The 15,923-nt window shown below is 64.4% G+C and carries 15 protein-coding genes and 2 pseudogenes; 2 read left to right on the plus strand and 15 right to left on the minus strand.

Features of this window, described 5'->3' with window-relative positions:
- Nucleotide 1 precedes the first annotated feature (1 nt).
- From A9513_RS17520 to A9513_RS17550, 7 genes are all read right to left on the minus strand, one after another.
- Nucleotides 2-316 carry an NAD(P) transhydrogenase subunit alpha gene (locus A9513_RS17520; protein WP_015474896.1) on the minus strand — a complete coding sequence of 105 codons (315 nt, stop codon included), beginning with the start codon at nucleotides 314-316 and terminating at the stop codon, nucleotides 2-4.
- A gap of 65 nt (nucleotides 317-381) precedes the next feature.
- Nucleotides 382-1,500 carry a Re/Si-specific NAD(P)(+) transhydrogenase subunit alpha gene (locus A9513_RS17525; protein ID WP_024763715.1) on the minus strand — a complete coding sequence of 373 codons (1,119 nt, stop codon included), beginning with the start codon at nucleotides 1,498-1,500 and terminating at the stop codon, nucleotides 382-384.
- A gap of 616 nt (nucleotides 1,501-2,116) precedes the next feature.
- On the minus strand, nucleotides 2,117-2,752 hold the full coding sequence (locus A9513_RS17530; RefSeq protein ID WP_037011712.1) for an SCO family protein: 636 nt from the start codon (nucleotides 2,750-2,752) through the stop codon (nucleotides 2,117-2,119).
- An 80-nt stretch (nucleotides 2,753-2,832) separates the two neighbouring features.
- Nucleotides 2,833-3,735 (minus strand): heme o synthase, encoded by a 903-nt coding sequence (gene cyoE / locus A9513_RS17535; RefSeq protein WP_065327717.1) that lies wholly within the window; start codon nucleotides 3,733-3,735, stop codon nucleotides 2,833-2,835.
- Between the two features lie 75 nt (nucleotides 3,736-3,810).
- Entirely contained in the window at nucleotides 3,811-4,884 is a 1,074-nt protein-coding gene (locus A9513_RS17540) for a heme A synthase (protein ID WP_065327718.1), read from the minus strand.
- Between the two features lie 42 nt (nucleotides 4,885-4,926).
- Nucleotides 4,927-5,490, minus strand: a complete 564-nt coding sequence (locus A9513_RS17545) for a hypothetical protein (RefSeq protein WP_065327719.1) — start codon at nucleotides 5,488-5,490, stop codon at nucleotides 4,927-4,929.
- Nucleotides 5,468-6,232 carry an SURF1 family protein gene (locus A9513_RS17550; protein ID WP_065327720.1) on the minus strand — a complete coding sequence of 255 codons (765 nt, stop codon included), beginning with the start codon at nucleotides 6,230-6,232 and terminating at the stop codon, nucleotides 5,468-5,470. Before A9513_RS17550 ends, A9513_RS17545 begins: the two co-directional genes overlap by 23 nt.
- Nucleotides 6,233-6,276: 44 nt before the next feature.
- Here A9513_RS17550 and A9513_RS17555 point away from each other — a divergent pair, with 44 nt between their 5' ends.
- Nucleotides 6,277-6,486, plus strand: coding sequence for a twin transmembrane helix small protein (locus A9513_RS17555; RefSeq protein WP_037011706.1), 210 nt, complete (start codon nucleotides 6,277-6,279; stop codon nucleotides 6,484-6,486).
- A 203-nt stretch (nucleotides 6,487-6,689) separates the two neighbouring features.
- On the opposite strand, the gene A9513_RS17560 is transcribed toward A9513_RS17555, so the two are convergent.
- The 4 genes from A9513_RS17560 to coxB form a co-directional block, all read right to left on the minus strand.
- Complete coding sequence (locus A9513_RS17560; protein WP_065327721.1) at nucleotides 6,690-7,577, minus strand: cytochrome c oxidase subunit 3; 888 nt, start codon at nucleotides 7,575-7,577, stop codon at nucleotides 6,690-6,692.
- Between the two features lie 22 nt (nucleotides 7,578-7,599).
- Nucleotides 7,600-8,157, minus strand: a complete 558-nt coding sequence (locus A9513_RS17565) for a cytochrome c oxidase assembly protein (protein WP_065327722.1) — start codon at nucleotides 8,155-8,157, stop codon at nucleotides 7,600-7,602.
- A 99-nt stretch (nucleotides 8,158-8,256) separates the two neighbouring features.
- Nucleotides 8,257-9,852, minus strand: coding sequence for a cytochrome c oxidase subunit I (ctaD, locus tag A9513_RS17570; protein WP_024763722.1), 1,596 nt, complete (start codon nucleotides 9,850-9,852; stop codon nucleotides 8,257-8,259).
- A 10-nt stretch (nucleotides 9,853-9,862) separates the two neighbouring features.
- On the minus strand, nucleotides 9,863-10,987 hold the full coding sequence (gene coxB, locus A9513_RS17575; RefSeq protein WP_082032823.1) for a cytochrome c oxidase subunit II: 1,125 nt from the start codon (nucleotides 10,985-10,987) through the stop codon (nucleotides 9,863-9,865).
- Between the two features lie 417 nt (nucleotides 10,988-11,404).
- On the opposite strand from coxB, the gene A9513_RS17580 reads away from it, so the two are divergent.
- Nucleotides 11,405-12,049 carry a hypothetical protein gene (locus tag A9513_RS17580; RefSeq protein WP_024763723.1) on the plus strand — a complete coding sequence of 215 codons (645 nt, stop codon included), beginning with the start codon at nucleotides 11,405-11,407 and terminating at the stop codon, nucleotides 12,047-12,049.
- A 3-nt stretch (nucleotides 12,050-12,052) separates the two neighbouring features.
- Here the strand turns inward: A9513_RS17580 and A9513_RS17585 are convergent, their stop codons facing one another.
- The 4 genes and pseudogenes from A9513_RS17585 to A9513_RS35075 form a co-directional block, all read right to left on the minus strand.
- Nucleotides 12,053-13,588, minus strand: coding sequence for a SulP family inorganic anion transporter (locus A9513_RS17585; RefSeq protein WP_065327723.1), 1,536 nt, complete (start codon nucleotides 13,586-13,588; stop codon nucleotides 12,053-12,055).
- A gap of 193 nt (nucleotides 13,589-13,781) precedes the next feature.
- Nucleotides 13,782-14,498, minus strand: a complete 717-nt coding sequence (locus tag A9513_RS17590) for a carbonic anhydrase (protein ID WP_024763725.1) — start codon at nucleotides 14,496-14,498, stop codon at nucleotides 13,782-13,784.
- A 276-nt stretch (nucleotides 14,499-14,774) separates the two neighbouring features.
- Nucleotides 14,775-15,611 (minus strand): annotated as a pseudogene (locus A9513_RS17595) (PA0069 family radical SAM protein); the annotation flags it as partial.
- Between the two features lie 38 nt (nucleotides 15,612-15,649).
- Nucleotides 15,650-15,910: pseudogene (locus tag A9513_RS35075) on the minus strand (transposase); the annotation flags it as partial.
- Nucleotides 15,911-15,923 lie beyond the last annotated feature (13 nt).

Genomic DNA, 15,923 nt, shown 5'->3' on the forward strand with positions numbered 1-15,923 from the left:
GTCAGTGCTTCTCCGCCTTCGGCGCTTTCTTCTTGAACATTTCCAGCATGCGGCGGGTGACCAGGAAGCCACCGAACACATTCACGGCAGCCAGGGCCACGGCCAGGGTGCCCATGGCCTTGCCCAGCGGGGTGACGGTCAGGGCGGCGGCCAGCATGGCGCCGACGATCACGATTGCGGAAATGGCGTTGGTCACTGCCATCAGCGGGGTGTGCAGCGCGGGGGTGACGTTCCAGACCACGTGGTAGCCGACGTAGATCGCCAGCACGAAGATGATCAGGTTGTAGATGCCGTGGGAGATCAGCATGTCTTCCATAGTTTCTCACCGGTCTTGAGGCCGGGCTCGCGCCCGGCGTTCATATATAAGAAGGGCGTTGTGCGTCAGCCGTTCTTGCGCACGATCTGGCCGTCGCGGCACATCAGGCAGGCGGCGACGATGTCGTCTTCCAGGTTCACCGTGAAGCCTTCGGCGGTCAGGGTGAGCTTGAGGAAGTCGAGCAGGTTGCGTGCGTAGAGTGCGGAGGCATCCGCCGGTACCAGCGCGGCCAGGTTGCTCAGGCCAACGATGGTCACGCCGTTCTTGACCACCACCTGGTCGGCTTCGGTCAGCGGGCAGTTGCCGCCTTGCGAGGCCGCGAGGTCGATGACTACCGAGCCTGGCTTCATTTCCGCGACGGTCGCTTCGTGCAGCAGGGTCGGTGCCTTGCGGCCCGGAATCAGTGCGGTGGTGATGACGATGTCCGACTGCTTGGCGCGTTCGTGCACGGCCTTGGCCTGGCGTTCCATCCACGAGGCGGGCATCGGGCGGGCGTAACCGCCGACGCCTTCGGCGCACTCGCGCTCTTCATCGGTCTCGTAGGGGACGTCGACGAACTTGGCACCCAGGGACTCGATCTGCTCCTTCACCGCCGGACGAACGTCCGACGCCTCGATCACCGCGCCCAGGCGCTTGGCCGTGGCGATGGCCTGCAGGCCGGCGACACCGGCGCCGAGGATCAGCACGCGGGCAGCCTTAACGGTGCCGGCGGCGGTCATCAGCATGGGCATGAAGCGCGGATAGTGGTGGGCGGCGAGCAACACGGCCTTGTAGCCGGCGATGTTGGCCTGGGAGGAGAGCACGTCCAGGCTCTGCGCGCGGGAAGTACGCGGCGCGGCTTCCAGGGCGAAGGCGGTGATACCGCGCTCGGCCATGCGGGCGATGTTCTCGTTGTTGAACGGATTGAGCATGCCGAGCAGCACGGCGCCGGATTTCATCTGCGCCAGCTCGCTTTCGCTGGGCGCGACAACCTTCAGCACCAGTTCCGCGCCGAGCGCATCGGCGGCAGTGCCGATCTTCGCGCCGACAGCTTCGTAGGCGGCATCCGGCTGGCTGGCGCTGACGCCCGCACCGCTCTGGATGACCACCTGATGGCCTTGCCCGATCAGTTTCTTGACCGTCTCCGGCGTTGCTGCGACCCGCGTCTCACCGGCTTGGGTCTCGAGGGGTACACCGATCTGCACTCGCAAATCTCCTGCGTGATCCTGGGATTGTCCGGGCTACTACGTTGGCGACCCGGGTTATCGAACTGGCAACGGTCTAGTTCTTATTGTGGGACCGGGCTGTGACCCGGTGGCCGCGGCATTGTGCAATCTAACCTGGAGGGCATCAATAAGTTCTGGAGTGGTACGAAGCGATAACTACAAGTCACGTTTGGACCCGTGGTTTTCCGGTCGCCACCGAGGCCGCGTGGACCCTGGTGTTTAGCCTAATTGCCTATTGTGACCGGACGGAAATGTCATCCTCGCCGTGAATGACCACCCATCAGAGACTCCCCATGCCCACCGAAAGGCCCGGTAATCCTGCAACAGGCTCAGGCATAGGTGTTAATTAATGTTTCTAATATGGAGTATGAGTCATTCCTGATGCCTGACTTTGTGTAGCAGATTTTTTACATTGACTACGAGGTCAGGAAAATCACCCGAAAGCATCAAGACCGCGTATTACACCGCGCCAGAGCCATGAGATGAGGTTTAGCAGAAAGTTCGCGTTTGCCTGGTATCGAGACGAATGACGCAGAAAAAACAACGGCCACCTGTATCGGGTGGCCGTTGGGGGTGAGACACGGTGTCGCGGGACTCAGTTGGCGGGGCTGATCACGCTGGGGAGCTGGGCGACCAGCTTGTCGTTGTGCAGCGGGGCGCGGATGAAGCCGTGTTGAGTGCCGTCCGGGCCGATCAGCACCAGGTTGCCGCTGTGGTCGACGGTGTAGTTGGGCTTGCTGGTGTCGGCCGGGATGTAGGGAATGCTCATGGCATTCGCCAGTTTCTGCACATTCTCTTCCGAGCCGGTGATGCCCTTGAAGCCGGCATTGAAGAAGCCGAGGTATTCCTTGATGCGCGGCGCGGTATCGCGGTGCGGGTCTACGCTGACGAACACCACCTGCAGGTTCTTCGCCACTTCCGGCGGCAGCTTGGTCTGCAGCTCGCGCAGTTGCGCCAGGGTGGTGGGGCAGACGTCCGGGCAGAAGGTGTAGCCGAAGAACAGCAGGGACCACTTGTCCTTCAGGCTGGCGGTCTGGAACGGCTGGCTGTCCTGGTCGGTGAAGGTCAGGTCGGGGACGCTGCGGGTTTGCGGCAGGATCACGATGCCGGCGTCGAGCAGCACGGTCGGGTCGAGCTGGTGGCGCTGGTTGAGCACCTTCTGGACAGTGAGGCCGAGGATCACGGCGACGATGGCGACGAGGATGAAGACGGTCTTGTTGACTCGGGTCATGGGGTACTCGTGGGTCGGGACGTCTGGGCGAGCGCTGGACTTGCGGGCCCGCCCCTTCGGAGCGAACCCGCGAACCGGCCTCAGTAGTTCAGGTGCAGCGGCAGGTAGTGGTCCACCAGCAGCGCGATGAACAGCAGGAACAGGTAGGCGATAGAGTACTTGAAGGTCTTGATCGCCGCATGGGGTCGGCTGCCGCAGTAGAGCGCCCAGGCCCAGTCGAGGAAGCGTGCGCCCAGGGCCAGCGCGGCGAGCAGGTAGACCAGGCCGGCCATGTGGATGGCGAAGGGCATCAGCGTCACGGCGAACAGCACCAGGGTGTAGAGCAGGATGTGCAGCTTGGTGTAGTGCTCGCCATGGGTCACCGGCAGCATCGGGATGTCGGCCTTGGCGTACTCGTCCTTGCGGTGCAGGCACAGCGCCCAGAAGTGCGGCGGTGTCCAGGCGAAGATGATCAGTACCAGCAGCAGCGGTTCGGCCGAGACCTGCCCGGTCACCGCGACCCAGCCCAGCAGCGGCGGGGCGGCGCCGGCGAGGCCGCCGATGACGATGTTCTGCGGCGTGGCGCGCTTGAGGAAGCCGGTGTAAAGCGCCGCATAGCCCAGCAGCGAAGCCAGCGTAAGCCAGGCCGTCAGCTGGTTGGTGAACACCAGCAGGACTGCCATCCCGGCGATCGACAGCAGCATGGCGAAGCCCAGCGCGATGGGTGGCGAGACGCGTCCTTCGGCCAAAGGGCGCTTGTGGGTACGCGCCATGATCGAGTCGATGCGCCTGTCCACCACGTGGTTCACCGCCGCCGCGCCGCCGGCGCAGAGGCCGATGCCGAGGTTGCCGAAGACCAGCACCTGCCAGGGCACGCCGGCCTTGGTGGCGAGCAGCATGCCGATCAGCGAGGTGATCAGCATGAGCAGGACCACCTTGGGTTTGGTCAGTTCGAGCAGGTCGCGCCAGCTGGCTTGGCTGGAAGTGCTGATGACGCTGGCCATGGGCATTTCTCCATCGGGTGAATGGGGGCCGGCGCGCTTTGGCGCCGGCCGGCCGTCGTGCTCAACTGTGCAATCTCATCCTTGCGAGGGATAGGCCACCGGGCGCTCCAGGGCGTCCAGGGCGATCGGGCCGCCGGCGGGCAGCTCGACGCGTTTCGTTGCGGGCGCGCGCACCCGGTAGTTCACCAGCACCAGCATCAGCAGCAGGAAGGCGCCGCCGCCGTTGTGCGCCACTGCGACGGGCAGCGGCAGGTGCAGCAGGACGTTGCTGATGCCCAGGCCGATCTGGAACGACAGCCCCAGCAGCATCAGTGCGGTAATGCCGATCAGGCCGTGGCGCTGGAGGTTCCAGGCCAGCAGCAGGATCACTGCGGTCACGCACAGCGCACCCATGCGGTGGGTCATGTGGATGGCCGTGCGGGCGTCGCTGTCGAGCTGGCCGCCGAGGTAGTTGGGGCCGATGTGCTGGGTGAGGTGGAAGCCGTTGGCGAAGTCCATGTTCGGCCACCACTCGCCGTGGCACATCGGCAGGTCGATGCAGGCCACCGCGGCGTAGTTGCTGCTGACCCAGCCACCGAGGGCGATCTGCCCGATCACCATCAGCAGGGCGAGGGCTGCCAGTGCACGCAACTTCGACGGCAGTTGCAGCGGGGCGAAGGCGCCGGACAGGCGCAGGCTGAGCAGGAACAGCAGCGACAGCGTGGTGAAGCCGCCCAGCAGGTGTGCAGTGACCACCTGCGGCCAGAGCTTGAGGGTGACCGTCCACATGCCGAATGCAGCCTGGGCGATCACCACGGCGAGCAGTATCAGCGGCAGGCGCATCGGTTGGCCGTCACGGCCGCGACGCACCAGTGCGTGGACCGCCAGCCCTAGGATCAGTAGGCCGAGGCTACCGGCGAAGTAGCGGTGGATCATCTCGTTCCAGCCCTTCTGCGCCTCCACCGGTGAGTCTGGGAAGTGCATTTCGGCGTGGGCCAATTGCGCATCGTTCAGCGGCACGTGGACGAAGCCGTAGCAGCCGGGCCAGTCCGGGCAGCCGAGGCCGGCGTGGGTCAGGCGCGTATAGGCGCCCAGCAGGATGACCACGAAGGCCAGCGCCGTGGCCAGCACGGCGAGGTAGAAGGCGGGTTTGCGTCTTGCCTGGATCATGCGTCGCTCCCGATCTTGTTGTTGTCTGGGGCTGGCGAGCTCTTAACCGATGTTGGACAGCTTCAGCAGCAGCTGCAGGTCCTTGAGGATCGACTTGCCGTTGGCCTTGGCGTCGTAGCGCAGCACCAGGTTGCCGTGGGGGTCGACGATCCACAGTTGCGGCTGGGCGCCGGTGTGCTGGTTGGGCGTCAGGCCCAGGCGCTGAAGGCGCGGGTAGTCCTTGTCGAGCAGGCCGGTGAACTCGGCCGGCAGCGGCTTGGCAAAGGCCAGCGCGTGTTCGGCGCGGCTGGCTTCGCGGCCCAGGCCGATATTGATCTGGCGCGCCAGGTAGACCAGTTGTTGGCAGTCGCTGGCGCAGGTTTCCGGTGCGGTGACCAGCAGTTGCCACTGGTCGCTGGTCTTGTCGTCCTGCACGCCGAGATCGGCCGGGGTCTGCCCGGTGGCGATCAGGTCGCCGTGGTAGCTGCGGCCTTCCGGCACCCAGAACTGCAGCTTGTACATGGCGGTGGCGAGCAGCATTGGCCCCAGCACCATGCCGAGGATCAGCAGCAGTTGCACGCGCCCGCGGCGGCGGGCGGAGGAGTCAGACAGAGTCATGGCGGTCATGGTCGAAGGTCTCCCGTGCGCGACGGATGCCGAGGTAGAGGTAAAGGGCGGAGAGTGCGATGGCCAGGGCGAACCACTGCACGGCGTAGCCGACGTGTCGCTCCGGGGGCATGGCGACGATCGGCCAGTCGGTGTCGAAGGCGGCGTCGCCCGGCTCCAGGCGGATTTCCAGCGGGCTGCCTTCGCGGCCGAGCTGGTCCCACAGGAACGGGGCGTCGACCTGGGTGATCAGGCGTGGCCAGCCGGCGACCGGAGCGCTCGGTCCGGCGGCTGACGGAACATAGGTCCAGGCGTCCAGCAGCAGGTCGTGGCTGGGCGTATCGATCTTTGGCGGCACACGGCGGTCGGGCCACGGCACCCAGCCGCGGTTGACCAGCAGCCACTGGTGGCCAACACGGTCGAAGAAGGGTTGCAGCACCTCGACGCCGGCCTGGCCGTTGCGGGTGCGGTTGTCGAGCAGGGCGGTGTGCTCGGCGTCGAGCTGGCCCTGCAGGCGCACGCGAACATAGCTGCGCGGCGGTTGGCGTTCGAGCTCGGCGATGCTGATCGGGTCCTGCTGGCGTCGCACTTCGGCAGCGGCGAGAAGGGTGCGTTTTTCGGCGGCGCGGGAGAGTTGCCAGAAACCCAGGCCAATCAGCACCGGCAACAGCGCGAGGACCACCAGGGTCGGCGCGATGCCGGGCCGGAAGGCGCGCGTGGTACGGCCCTGACGGTGCTCGGTAGCGTGCTGGCTATACTGCAAGACATCCCCCTCAACCCCAGTCCCCTGCGGACAGGAGGCCGGTAGTGCTCAAAGCTGCGATCGTTCTGTTGTTGCTGGCGACCGTCGTCAGCCTGTTCAGTGGCCTGTTCTTCCTGGTCAAGGACGAGGGCCACGGTTCGCGGGTGGTCAATGCGCTGACCGTCCGTGTCACCCTCACCGCCCTGACTCTCGCTCTGATCGCCTGGGGCTTCTTCAGCGGCCAACTCGGCAGCTCTGCGCCCTGGCATTTCTAGTTCCGTCTTGCTCTGGGTTGGAGCAATTGTCTTCCTCTGAAGCCTTGTGCCTGCGTTCCCCTCACCCCAGCCCTCTCCCTCAGGGAGAGGGGGCTGTCCGTGCCGGCTGACGCCACGGTTTCATCCTGCGCCGAACGGTCCCCTCTCCCTTTGGGAGAGGGTTAGGGTGAGGGGCTTTTGAGCTTGTCGCGGGCGGAGCGTCCTCACAGCACGTAAACGAAGATGAACAGCCCGATCCACACCACGTCGACGAAGTGCCAGTACCAACTGGCCGCCTCGAAGCCGAAGTGTTTGTCGGCATCGAAGTGCCCGCGGATGATGCGGATCAGCATGATGCTCAGCATGATCGCGCCGATGGTCACGTGGGCGCCGTGGAAGCCAGTGAGCATGAAGAAGGTCGCGCCGTAGATGCCCGAACCCAGGGTCAGGCCCAGCTCGCTGTAAGCCTCGTGGTACTCGTAAGCCTGCAGTACCAGGAAGCACGCACCCAGCGCTACGGTCGCCGCCAGCCACATCTTCAGCGGGCCGCGATGGTTCTTCTTCAGGGCGTGGTGGGCGAAGGTCACGGTGAAGCTGGAGGTGACCAGCAGCAGGGTGTTGATCAGCGGCAGCTTCCACGGATCGATCACTTCCTTGGGCGGCGGGAAGAGCTTGTTGTCCGGGTTGCTCAGCTGCGGCCAGCCGGTCTCGAACTGCGGCCAGAGCATGTGCGAGATGCCGTGGTGCCCTTCGCCGCCCAGCCACGGGTTGACGAAGTGGCGCACGTAGAACAGCGCGCCGAAGAAGGCGGCGAAGAACATCACCTCGGAGAAGATGAACCAGCTCATGCCCCAGCGGAACGAGCGATCCATCTGCGGGCTGTAGAGCCCGCCGCGGCTTTCCTGGATGACGTTGCCGAACCAGCCGAACAGCATGTACGCCAGGATCAGCCCGCCGGCGAAGAAGATCCACGGACCGTGGGAATGCTCCTTGCCGGCGCTCATGTCGTTCATCCAGGTGCCGACGCCGAACAGCGTCACCAGCATGCCGACGGTGGCGATGATCGGCCACTTGCTCTGCGCGGGGACGTAATAGGGATCGTGGGTTGCCATCTCTCTTGTTCTCCTTTGCCCTTCAGCGCTCGTTACTGGCCACGGGTGGCTTGCGGGCAGTGATGTCGAACAGCGTGTAAGCCAGCGTCAGGTGACGCACATCCTTGGGCAGGTCGCGGTCGACGATGAAACGCACCGGCATTTCGATGCGCTCGCCCGGCTGCAGGACCTGCTGGGTGAAGCAGAAGCATTCGGTCTTGTGGAAGTAGGTGGCCGCCACTGACGGCGCGATGCTCGGGATCGCCTGGGCGGTCATCGGCTTGTCGGTGGGGTTGCGCGCGACGAACAGCATCTGGTTCACCGCACCCGGGTGCACCGCCAGTTGCTCCGACTCGGGGTGGAATTCCCAGACCATGTCGATGTTGTTGTTGGCGACGAACTGGATCTTCACCTCGCGCGACTGATCGACCACCTGGCCATCGCCCTGGTAGGCGGTGCCGGAGGTCTTGCCGTTGATGCCCAGCGCCTTGCACATCACGTCGTACAGCGGCACCAGGGCAAAGCCGAAGGCGAACATGGCGACCACGGCAATGACCAGCCGGGTCACCAGCTTGCGCGTTTCGATGTTGCCGTCGCTCATGAGTCGATTCCTCTCTTGTAGGAGCGTGGGGGCGCCTAGCCCTTGCTCGCGAACCGGGAGAAAGCGTTCGCGAGCAAGCTCGCTCCTACAGGAACATCGTTATTTCACTTCCGGAGGCGTGGTGAAGGTGTGGTACGGCGCGGGCGACGGAATCGTCCACTCCAGGCCTTCCGCGCCGTCCCACGGCTTGGCCGGCGCTGCCGGGCCGCCACGAATGCACTTGATGACGATGAACAGGAACAGCAACTGCGTGGTGCCGAACATGAAGGCGCCGATGGACGAGACCATGTTGAAATCGGCGAACTGCAGGTTGTAGTCCGGAATCCGCCGCGGCATGCCGGCCAGGCCAACGAAGTGCATCGGGAAGAACGCCAGGTTCATGCCGATGAAGCTCATCCAGAAGTGCAGCTTGCCCAGGGTCTCGTCGTACATGTGGCCGGTCCATTTCGGCAGCCAGTAGTAGGCCGAGGCGAAGATGCCGAAGATCGCGCCGGGCACCAGCACGTAGTGGAAGTGCGCCACCACGAAGTAGGTGTCCTGGTACTGGAAGTCCGCCGGGGCGATGGCCAGCATCAGCCCGGAGAAGCCGCCGATGGTGAACAGGATGACGAAGGCCACGGCGAACAGCATCGGCGTCTCGAAGGTCAGCGAGCCCTGCCACATGGTCGACGCCCAGTTGAACACCTTCACTCCGGTGGGCACGGCGATCAGCATGGTCGCGTACATGAAGAACAGCTCGCCCACCAGCGGGATGCCGACCACGAACATGTGGTGCGCCCAGACGACGAAGGACAGGAAGGCGATCGAGGCGGTGGCGTAGACCATCGAGGTGTAACCGAACAGCGGCTTGCGGCTGAAGGCCGGGATGATCGAGCTGACGGCGCCGAACGCCGGCAAGATCATGATGTACACCTCGGGGTGGCCGAAGAACCAGAACACGTGCTGGAACAGCACCGGGTCGCCGCCGCCGGCCGCGCTGAAGAAGCTGGTGCCGAAGTGGATGTCCATCAGCATCATCGTCACGCAACCCGCCAGCACCGGCATCACCGCGATCAGCAGGAAGGCGGTGATCAGCCAGGTCCAGACGAACAGCGGCATCTTCATCAGCGTCATGCCCGGTGCGCGCAGGTTGAGGATGGTGGCGATCACGTTGATCGCGCCCATGATCGAACTCATGCCCATCAGGTGGATGGCGAAGATGAAGAAGGTCACGCTGTGCGGCGCGAAGGTCGTCGACAGCGGCGCGTAGAAGGTCCAGCCGAAGTTCGGGCCGCCGCCGGGCATGAACAGGGTGCTCACCAGCAGGCCGAAGGCCGCCGGCAGCAGCCAGAAGCTGAAGTTGTTCATCCGTGGCAGCGCCATGTCCGGCGCGCCGATCATCAGCGGCACCATCCAGTTGGCCAGGCCGACGAAGGCCGGCATCACCGCGCCGAAGACCATCACCAGGCCGTGCATGGTGGTCATCTGGTTGAAGAACGCCGGCTCGACGATCTGCAGGCCAGGCTGGAACAGCTCGGCACGGATCACCATGGCGAAGGAGCCGCCGAGCAGGAAGGCGCAGAAGCTGAACCACAGGTACAGCGTGCCGATGTCCTTGTGGTTGGTGGTCAGAACCCAGCGCATCAGGCCCTTGGCAGGGCCGTGGTGGTGGTCGCCGGCGTGAGAATGGTCGGGGTGATCGATCACTGTACTCATCGCGGCCTCCTTATTGTTGTTTCTGCTTGTAGGCGACCACGTCCTGCGGGGTCACCATGTCGCCGTCGTTGTTGCCCCAGGCGTTGCGCTCGTAAGTGATCACCGCGGCGATGTCGACTTCCGAGAGCTGTTTGCCGAAGGCCGCCATGGCCGTGCCCTGGACGCCGTTGAACACGGTCTCCAGGTGGTGCTCCTTGGGTCCGGTGACGATCTTCGAGCCCTTGAGCGCCGGGAACATCGGCGGCATGCCCTGGCCTTCAGGCTGGTGACAGGCGGCGCAGATGGTGTGGTAGACCTTGTCGCCACGGGCGACCAGCTCTTCCTTCGTCCACTCCTTGCTGGTCAGCTCCTTGAGCTTGACCGCCTCTTCCTTGCGCTCGGCCAGCCACTTGTCGAAGTCGGGCTTGGACTTCACGTCGACGACGATGGGCATGAAGCCGTGGTCCTTGCCGCACAGCTCGGCGCACTGGCCGCGGTAGATGCCGGGCTGGTCGACCTTGGTCCAGGCCTCGTTGACGAAGCCGGGAATGGCATCGCGCTTGACCGCGAAGGCCGGCACCCACCAGGAGTGGATCACGTCGCTGGAGGTGACCAGGAAGCGCACCTTGACCCCGGCCGGCAGCACCAGCGGGTTGTCCACTTCGAGCAGGTAGTGCTCGTCCTTGTCGGCCTTGTTGTGGATCTGGTCCTGGGGCGTGGCGAGGTTGGAGAAGAACTCCACGTCCTGGCCCAGGTACTTGTACTGCCACTTCCACTGGTAGCCGGTGACCTGCACGTCCAGCTCGGGCTCCGAGGTGTCGTACATGTGGATCAGCGTCTTGGTGGCCGGGACGGCCATCACCACCAGGATCAGGAAGGGAATGACGGTCCAGAGGATTTCCACCGTGGTGCTCTCGTGGAAATGCGCGGGCTGCTGCCCGGTGGATCGGCGGTGGACGATCATCGACCAGAACATCGCGCCAAAGACGACGATGCCGATGACGACGCAGATCCAGAAGATCGTCATGTGCAGATCGAAGACGTTACGACTGACTTCCGTCGCACCGGGGGCCATGTTGACCGTCCAGGCGGCGTTTGCCTGACTGAAAGCCAAGAGCAAAAGGAAGCCCATCCAGACTCGTGGATGTCGCAGCATTCGGGTTCCCCTTATCGTTGTTTTTATCCCGCCGGCAAAGCGCCCTGGCTGCGATCCCCATTGCAGAGGGGGCGAGCCTGAACAAGCCAACGGCCAAGGGAGTGACCGCCAAGACAACTTACTTTGACGTCTTACCTCGGCAGCACGCAGGGCAGGCCGGGTCCATCAGGTTTTCGGTGTGTCGAAGCGGAGTATAGCCACGGGTTGCGACATAACAACGCAGAGTAAAAACTGTGTTTGAAAGACCGAAGTGCGATCTCAAAGCCACGGACGGCGCGGCTTTGGAGTACCATGCTGGCCGTCTGATATGCCGCGTCGGCATAACCAGTTCATGAATATGACAATCGCGTCTTAGCTACGCCCGGGGTGCGGCTAAGGTCTTTCTTCACTTTCCAAACCCGTTGTCTTGGAGTTGTCATGAACACCGCTGCACTGCGTGAGCTGATCCGGAATGCCCATCTGCTCGAATCCCGCCATGGGCATCTCGCCCGCCTGATCCAGAGCCAACTGCAAAGCCTGCACCCGAGCATCGCCCTGGCCGGCGAGGACCCCAGCGGTACGCTGACGCGCTTCGTGCATGCCTATATCGAGCAGGTGCCGGATTTCCTCGATGCCGCCAACGCCGTGGCGCGAGCGGCCGGCATCGAGGACCGCATCAAGCCGGTGCTCAAGCTCGCCGAACAGTTCTTCCTCACCCCGCCGGCGCTGCTCGACGGCCACGACGGCCTGGACGCGCTGCTGGACGAGTCCTACCTTGCCCACCGCCTGGTGGAGGAAGTGAACGACCGCTACATTGCCCACTTCAACCAGCCGCTGATCCCGCTGGATACCACCGTGGCCAACCTGGTGGCGCACCAGCTGATCGGCGAGCCTTTCGCCAATCAGCTGGATGAAGCGGTGCACCATGCGGTCAACGGCATGCTCGACGACAGCACCTTCAGCGCCGAATCCGCCATCAGCTACCGCGCCCGCCTCAACGACCCGCAGGTCGTGATGGCCTGGCAGCAGTGGCCGTGCCTGTCGCGGCAGTTCGGCGTCGAGCTCGAGCTGGGCCGCGACTGAGGCTCAGCCTGCGCTCTGCAGCGCGCGCACCCGGCCCTCCACGCGGCGACGCAGGCCGTTGCCTTCTAGGGACAGTCGGCAGTCGCTGGCCGCGGCGCTGCGGCCCCAGTCCTCGAGCAACTCCATGCACGCGTGGTCGATGTAGCTCAGGTGCTGCAACGGTACGCGCAGGTGCGTTCCCGGCTTCACCGACTGCAGCGCCTGGGACAGCGCCGGCACCTTGAGGAAGGTCGCTGCGCCCACCAGCCGCAGTTCGGCGCCATTGCCTTCATCGTCGTAGCGCAGGTTGATCTTCAGCCGCGCGGCCTTGAACACCAGCTTCAGTACCGTCAGCGCGAAGCCCAGCAGCACGCCGGTCAGCAGGTCGGTGGCGACAATTGCCAGCGCGGTCACCGCATGCACCAGCACCGGCATGCGCCCATAGCGCCCCAGCGAGCGCAGCGCCTTGAGGTCCACCAGCTTGATGCCGGTGTAGACCAGCACACCCGCCAGGCTGGCAATGGGTATCTGTCGCAGTAGCCCGCCCAGCAGCACGACGAAACCCAGCAGCCAAAGCCCGTGGAAGATCGCCGAGGCGCGGCTGCGCGCGCCCGCCTGCACGTTGGCCGAGCTGCGCACGATCACACCGGTCATCGGTAATGCGCCAACCAGCCCGCAGAGCATGTTGCCCACGCCCTGGGCGCTCAGCTCGCGGTCCATGTCCGAGCGAGGGCCGCTGTGCATGCGGTCCACGGCAGCGGCAGAGAGCAGCGTCTCGGCGCTGGCAATGAAGGCGACCACCACGGCGGCCAATAGAATAGTCGGGTCGAGCAGGGCGCCGAGATCGTCGGGGCGCAGCCAGTCGATGGCATCGCCAAGGTTCTGCGGAACGCTCACGCGCAGCACGTTGAGTTCCAGGACGATGCTTGCCAACGTCGCCAGGCTCACGCCGATCAGGGCTCCGGGCAGCATGCGCAGCCGGCTCGGTTTGAAGCGATCCCACAACGCCATGCACATCATGGTACCCAGCCCGAGCAGCGCAGCATCGAAACCGCTGGCCTCGGACAAAAGCGCGGAGGGGAAGGCCAGTAGGTTATCCAGCCCGGATGCCTGGGGCTTGAGGTCGAGCATCACGTGGACCTGCGACAGCACGATGAGGATGCCGATGCCGGCGAGCATTCCATAGACCACCGCCGGCGAGGTCACGCGGAACCAGCAGCCCAGGCGCAGCCTTCCCGCCAGTAGCTGCAACGCGCCGGCCAGCAGCAGGATGGGCCCGAGCATGGCCATGCCATGAGCGCGCACCAGTTCGAAGACCAGCACGGCGAGCCCCGCCGCCGGTCCGCTGACCTGCAGCGGCGAGCCGGCCAGAAAGCCGACGACCAGGCCGCCGATAATGCCGGTTACCAGCCCCTTGGCCGGCGGCATGCCCGAGGCGATGGCGATGCCCATGCACAACGGCAGGGCGACGAGGAAAACCACCACCGAGGCGAGCAGATCGCGTGGCAGCACTTGGCGCAGCTGGGAAAATCCGCGTGGAACAGAGTGGGGAACCGACATGACGCTGTTCTCCTGAGCATTTTTCGGGCGCGCGAAAGCCCACGACACCGGTCTCGACCGCATCGACACGCGCAATTCAAAGGGACGGCGTACGCGGTGGACGCGTGCGCCTCAGGCAGGGAGCAAATCAGAGAAGGGGCGCGGCGTTTGTTCTGCTGGGCCGCCGCGCCCGGGCATTACGGAAGCTGAACGCTTATTGGGGCGAGTAACGCGGGCGCGGCGTCGCGCTCGGGGTCGGGCCCTCGCCGTCGAGCGCACGGAAGCGGCCTTCCTGGGCGTCGTAGGCCTTGATGGCGCTGGTTTCGATGTCGTAGACCCAGCCATGGATGAACAGTTGGCCGGACGCCAGGCGCGCGGCCACGGACGGGTGCGTCTTCAGGTGATCCAGCTGGGCGACCACGTTCTCTTCGGTCAGCACACCCAGATGCTCCTGGGTCGCGCAACCGCAGGTCTGCGCGACCACGGTGCGGGCTACTTCGGCGTGGCGCAGCCAGGCTTTTACCGTCGGCATGCCTTCCAGCGTCTGCGGCGCCAGCACTGCTTTCATCGCGCCGCAGTCGGAGTGGCCGCAAACGATGATGTGCTGCACGCCGAGGGCCATGACCGCGAACTCGATGGCGGTGGACACGCCACCGTTCATCTGGCCGTAGGGCGGCACCACGTTGCCGACGTTGCGGGTAACGAACAGGTCGCCCGGCGAGCTCTGGGTGATCAGCTCCGGAACGATGCGCGAATCGGCGCAGGTAATGAACATGGCGCGCGGGTTCTGCGCATGGGCCAGCTTCTTGAACAGCTCTTCCTGTTGCGGGAAGACATCATGGCGGAACTGGCGGAATCCTTCGACGATATGGCGCAGCGCCTCGTCAGCAGATTCGTGGGCGTGATCCTCACCGTGCGTTTTGTCGTTCATGTATCAGCCTCGAAGAATGACGAAGAATTTTCCCACGTCAGCCGACGCTCTCCCCAGGGAGAAAAGACACAGGCGTGGGAAAAAAACTGGCGTGACCGGTTAGTCACTTTGTGCTCAAACCCTAGACAGCGAAGATTAAACCAAAATTAAAAAACCGCTCTGGAATGAGCTTTTTCATGATGTTTCGCCGAAATTTAAAGATGATATCGGCAAGCTATCATGGCATTGCGATGTTGCCGTGATGTCGTTGCGCTTGTCGAATTTTCCGCTAGAGCGTCAGAACAAGCTCATCTGGCTGCGCGGTGGGGCGAACGCCGTGCAGTCCAGGTTGAAGCTGCCGCGCCGGCCCAATCCCAGGCGGCGCATGGCAACCTCGAAGCGCTTGGCCAACAGGTCGGCGAACGGGCCTTCGCCGCGAAAACGGTGGCCGAAGCGGCTGTCATAGATTTCCCCGCCGCGCAGTTGGCGGATCAGGCTCATCACGTGGTTGGCGCGCTGCGGGTAGTGCGCCGCCAGCCATTCCTCGAACAACGGGCCGACCTCGCGCGGCAGGCGCAGCATCATGTAGCTGGCGCTCTGGGCGCCGGCCTCGTGGGCCGCTTCGAGCAAGGCTTCCAGCTCACGGTCGTTGATCATCGGGATCATCGGCGAACACAGTACGCCCACCGGAATGCCTTGCTCGCGCAGCACGCGGATCGCCCGCAGGCGGGCGGAGGGTGCAGCGGCGCGGGGCTCGAGGATGCGCTTGAGCTCATCGTCCAGCGTGGTGAGGCTGATCATCACGGCGACCAGATTCTGTCTCGCCAGCTCCGCCAGCAGGTCGAGGTCGCGCAGGATCAGCGAGCCCTTGGTGACGATGGTCACCGGGTGGCGGAAGCGCAGCAACACTTCAAGGATTTGCCGGGTCAGGCGCTGCTGGCGCTCGATGGGCTGGTAGGGGTCGGTGTTGGCGCCCAGGTTGATCGGCGCGCAGACATAGCCCTTGCGGCTCAGTTCTTCTTCCAGCACCTCGGCGGCGTTGGTCTTGGCGATCAGCTTCGTCTCGAAATCCAGCCCTGGCGACAGGTCCCAGTACGCATGGCTGGGCCGCGCGTAGCAGTAGATGCAGCCATGTCTTATCCATTAAGTCAACCCCTAGACACCGATGTGTGAGCCTCGCGTTCGAGACGGCGGCTGGACTGGATGCGATTGAGATAGCCGTAGATGTAGATCTTCAGCAGGTCGGCAGGATGGTAAGCGGGGCTACCTGTTTCAGCCGGGACGACGCCCTCGAAACCCAACTGGCCAAGGTTGAGTTCATCGACGAAAACATCGACCACCCGCACCGGGTTKGTGTCCGCCACGTAGTCATCCAGGCTCTCGGGAAGCAGCGCGCTTTGGCCTCGATGCTCTCCYTGGATAAAACGCTTCATYGGCGCCCCCGCT

The sequence above is a fragment of the Pseudomonas sp. AU12215 genome, assembly GCF_001675465.2.
Lineage (GTDB): Bacteria > Pseudomonadota > Gammaproteobacteria > Pseudomonadales > Pseudomonadaceae > Pseudomonas > Pseudomonas nitroreducens.

Bases quoted from the DNA above. Each gene is read 5' to 3' on its own strand.
- ctaD (WP_024763722.1), bottom strand. From the start codon at position 9,852: ATGAGTACAGTGATCGATCACCCCGACCATTCTCACGCCGGCGACCAC.
- A9513_RS17545 (WP_065327719.1), bottom strand. From the start codon at position 5,490: ATGACCGCCATGACTCTGTCTGACTCCTCCGCCCGCCGCCGCGGGCGC.
- A9513_RS17590 (WP_024763725.1), bottom strand. From the start codon at position 14,498: ATGAACGACAAAACGCACGGTGAGGATCACGCCCACGAATCTGCTGAC.
- A9513_RS17560 (WP_065327721.1), bottom strand. From the start codon at position 7,577: ATGGCAACCCACGATCCCTATTACGTCCCCGCGCAGAGCAAGTGGCCG.
- A9513_RS17565 (WP_065327722.1), bottom strand. From the start codon at position 8,157: ATGAGCGACGGCAACATCGAAACGCGCAAGCTGGTGACCCGGCTGGTC.
- A9513_RS17540 (WP_065327718.1), bottom strand. From the start codon at position 4,884: ATGATCCAGGCAAGACGCAAACCCGCCTTCTACCTCGCCGTGCTGGCC.
- A9513_RS17530 (WP_037011712.1), bottom strand. From the start codon at position 2,752: ATGACCCGAGTCAACAAGACCGTCTTCATCCTCGTCGCCATCGTCGCC.
- coxB (WP_082032823.1), bottom strand. From the start codon at position 10,987: ATGCTGCGACATCCACGAGTCTGGATGGGCTTCCTTTTGCTCTTGGCT.
- cyoE (WP_065327717.1), bottom strand. From the start codon at position 3,735: ATGGCCAGCGTCATCAGCACTTCCAGCCAAGCCAGCTGGCGCGACCTG.
- A9513_RS17585 (WP_065327723.1), bottom strand. From the start codon at position 13,588: ATGTCGGTTCCCCACTCTGTTCCACGCGGATTTTCCCAGCTGCGCCAA.
- A9513_RS17520 (WP_015474896.1), bottom strand. From the start codon at position 316: ATGGAAGACATGCTGATCTCCCACGGCATCTACAACCTGATCATCTTC.
- A9513_RS17580 (WP_024763723.1), top strand. From the start codon at position 11,405: ATGAACACCGCTGCACTGCGTGAGCTGATCCGGAATGCCCATCTGCTC.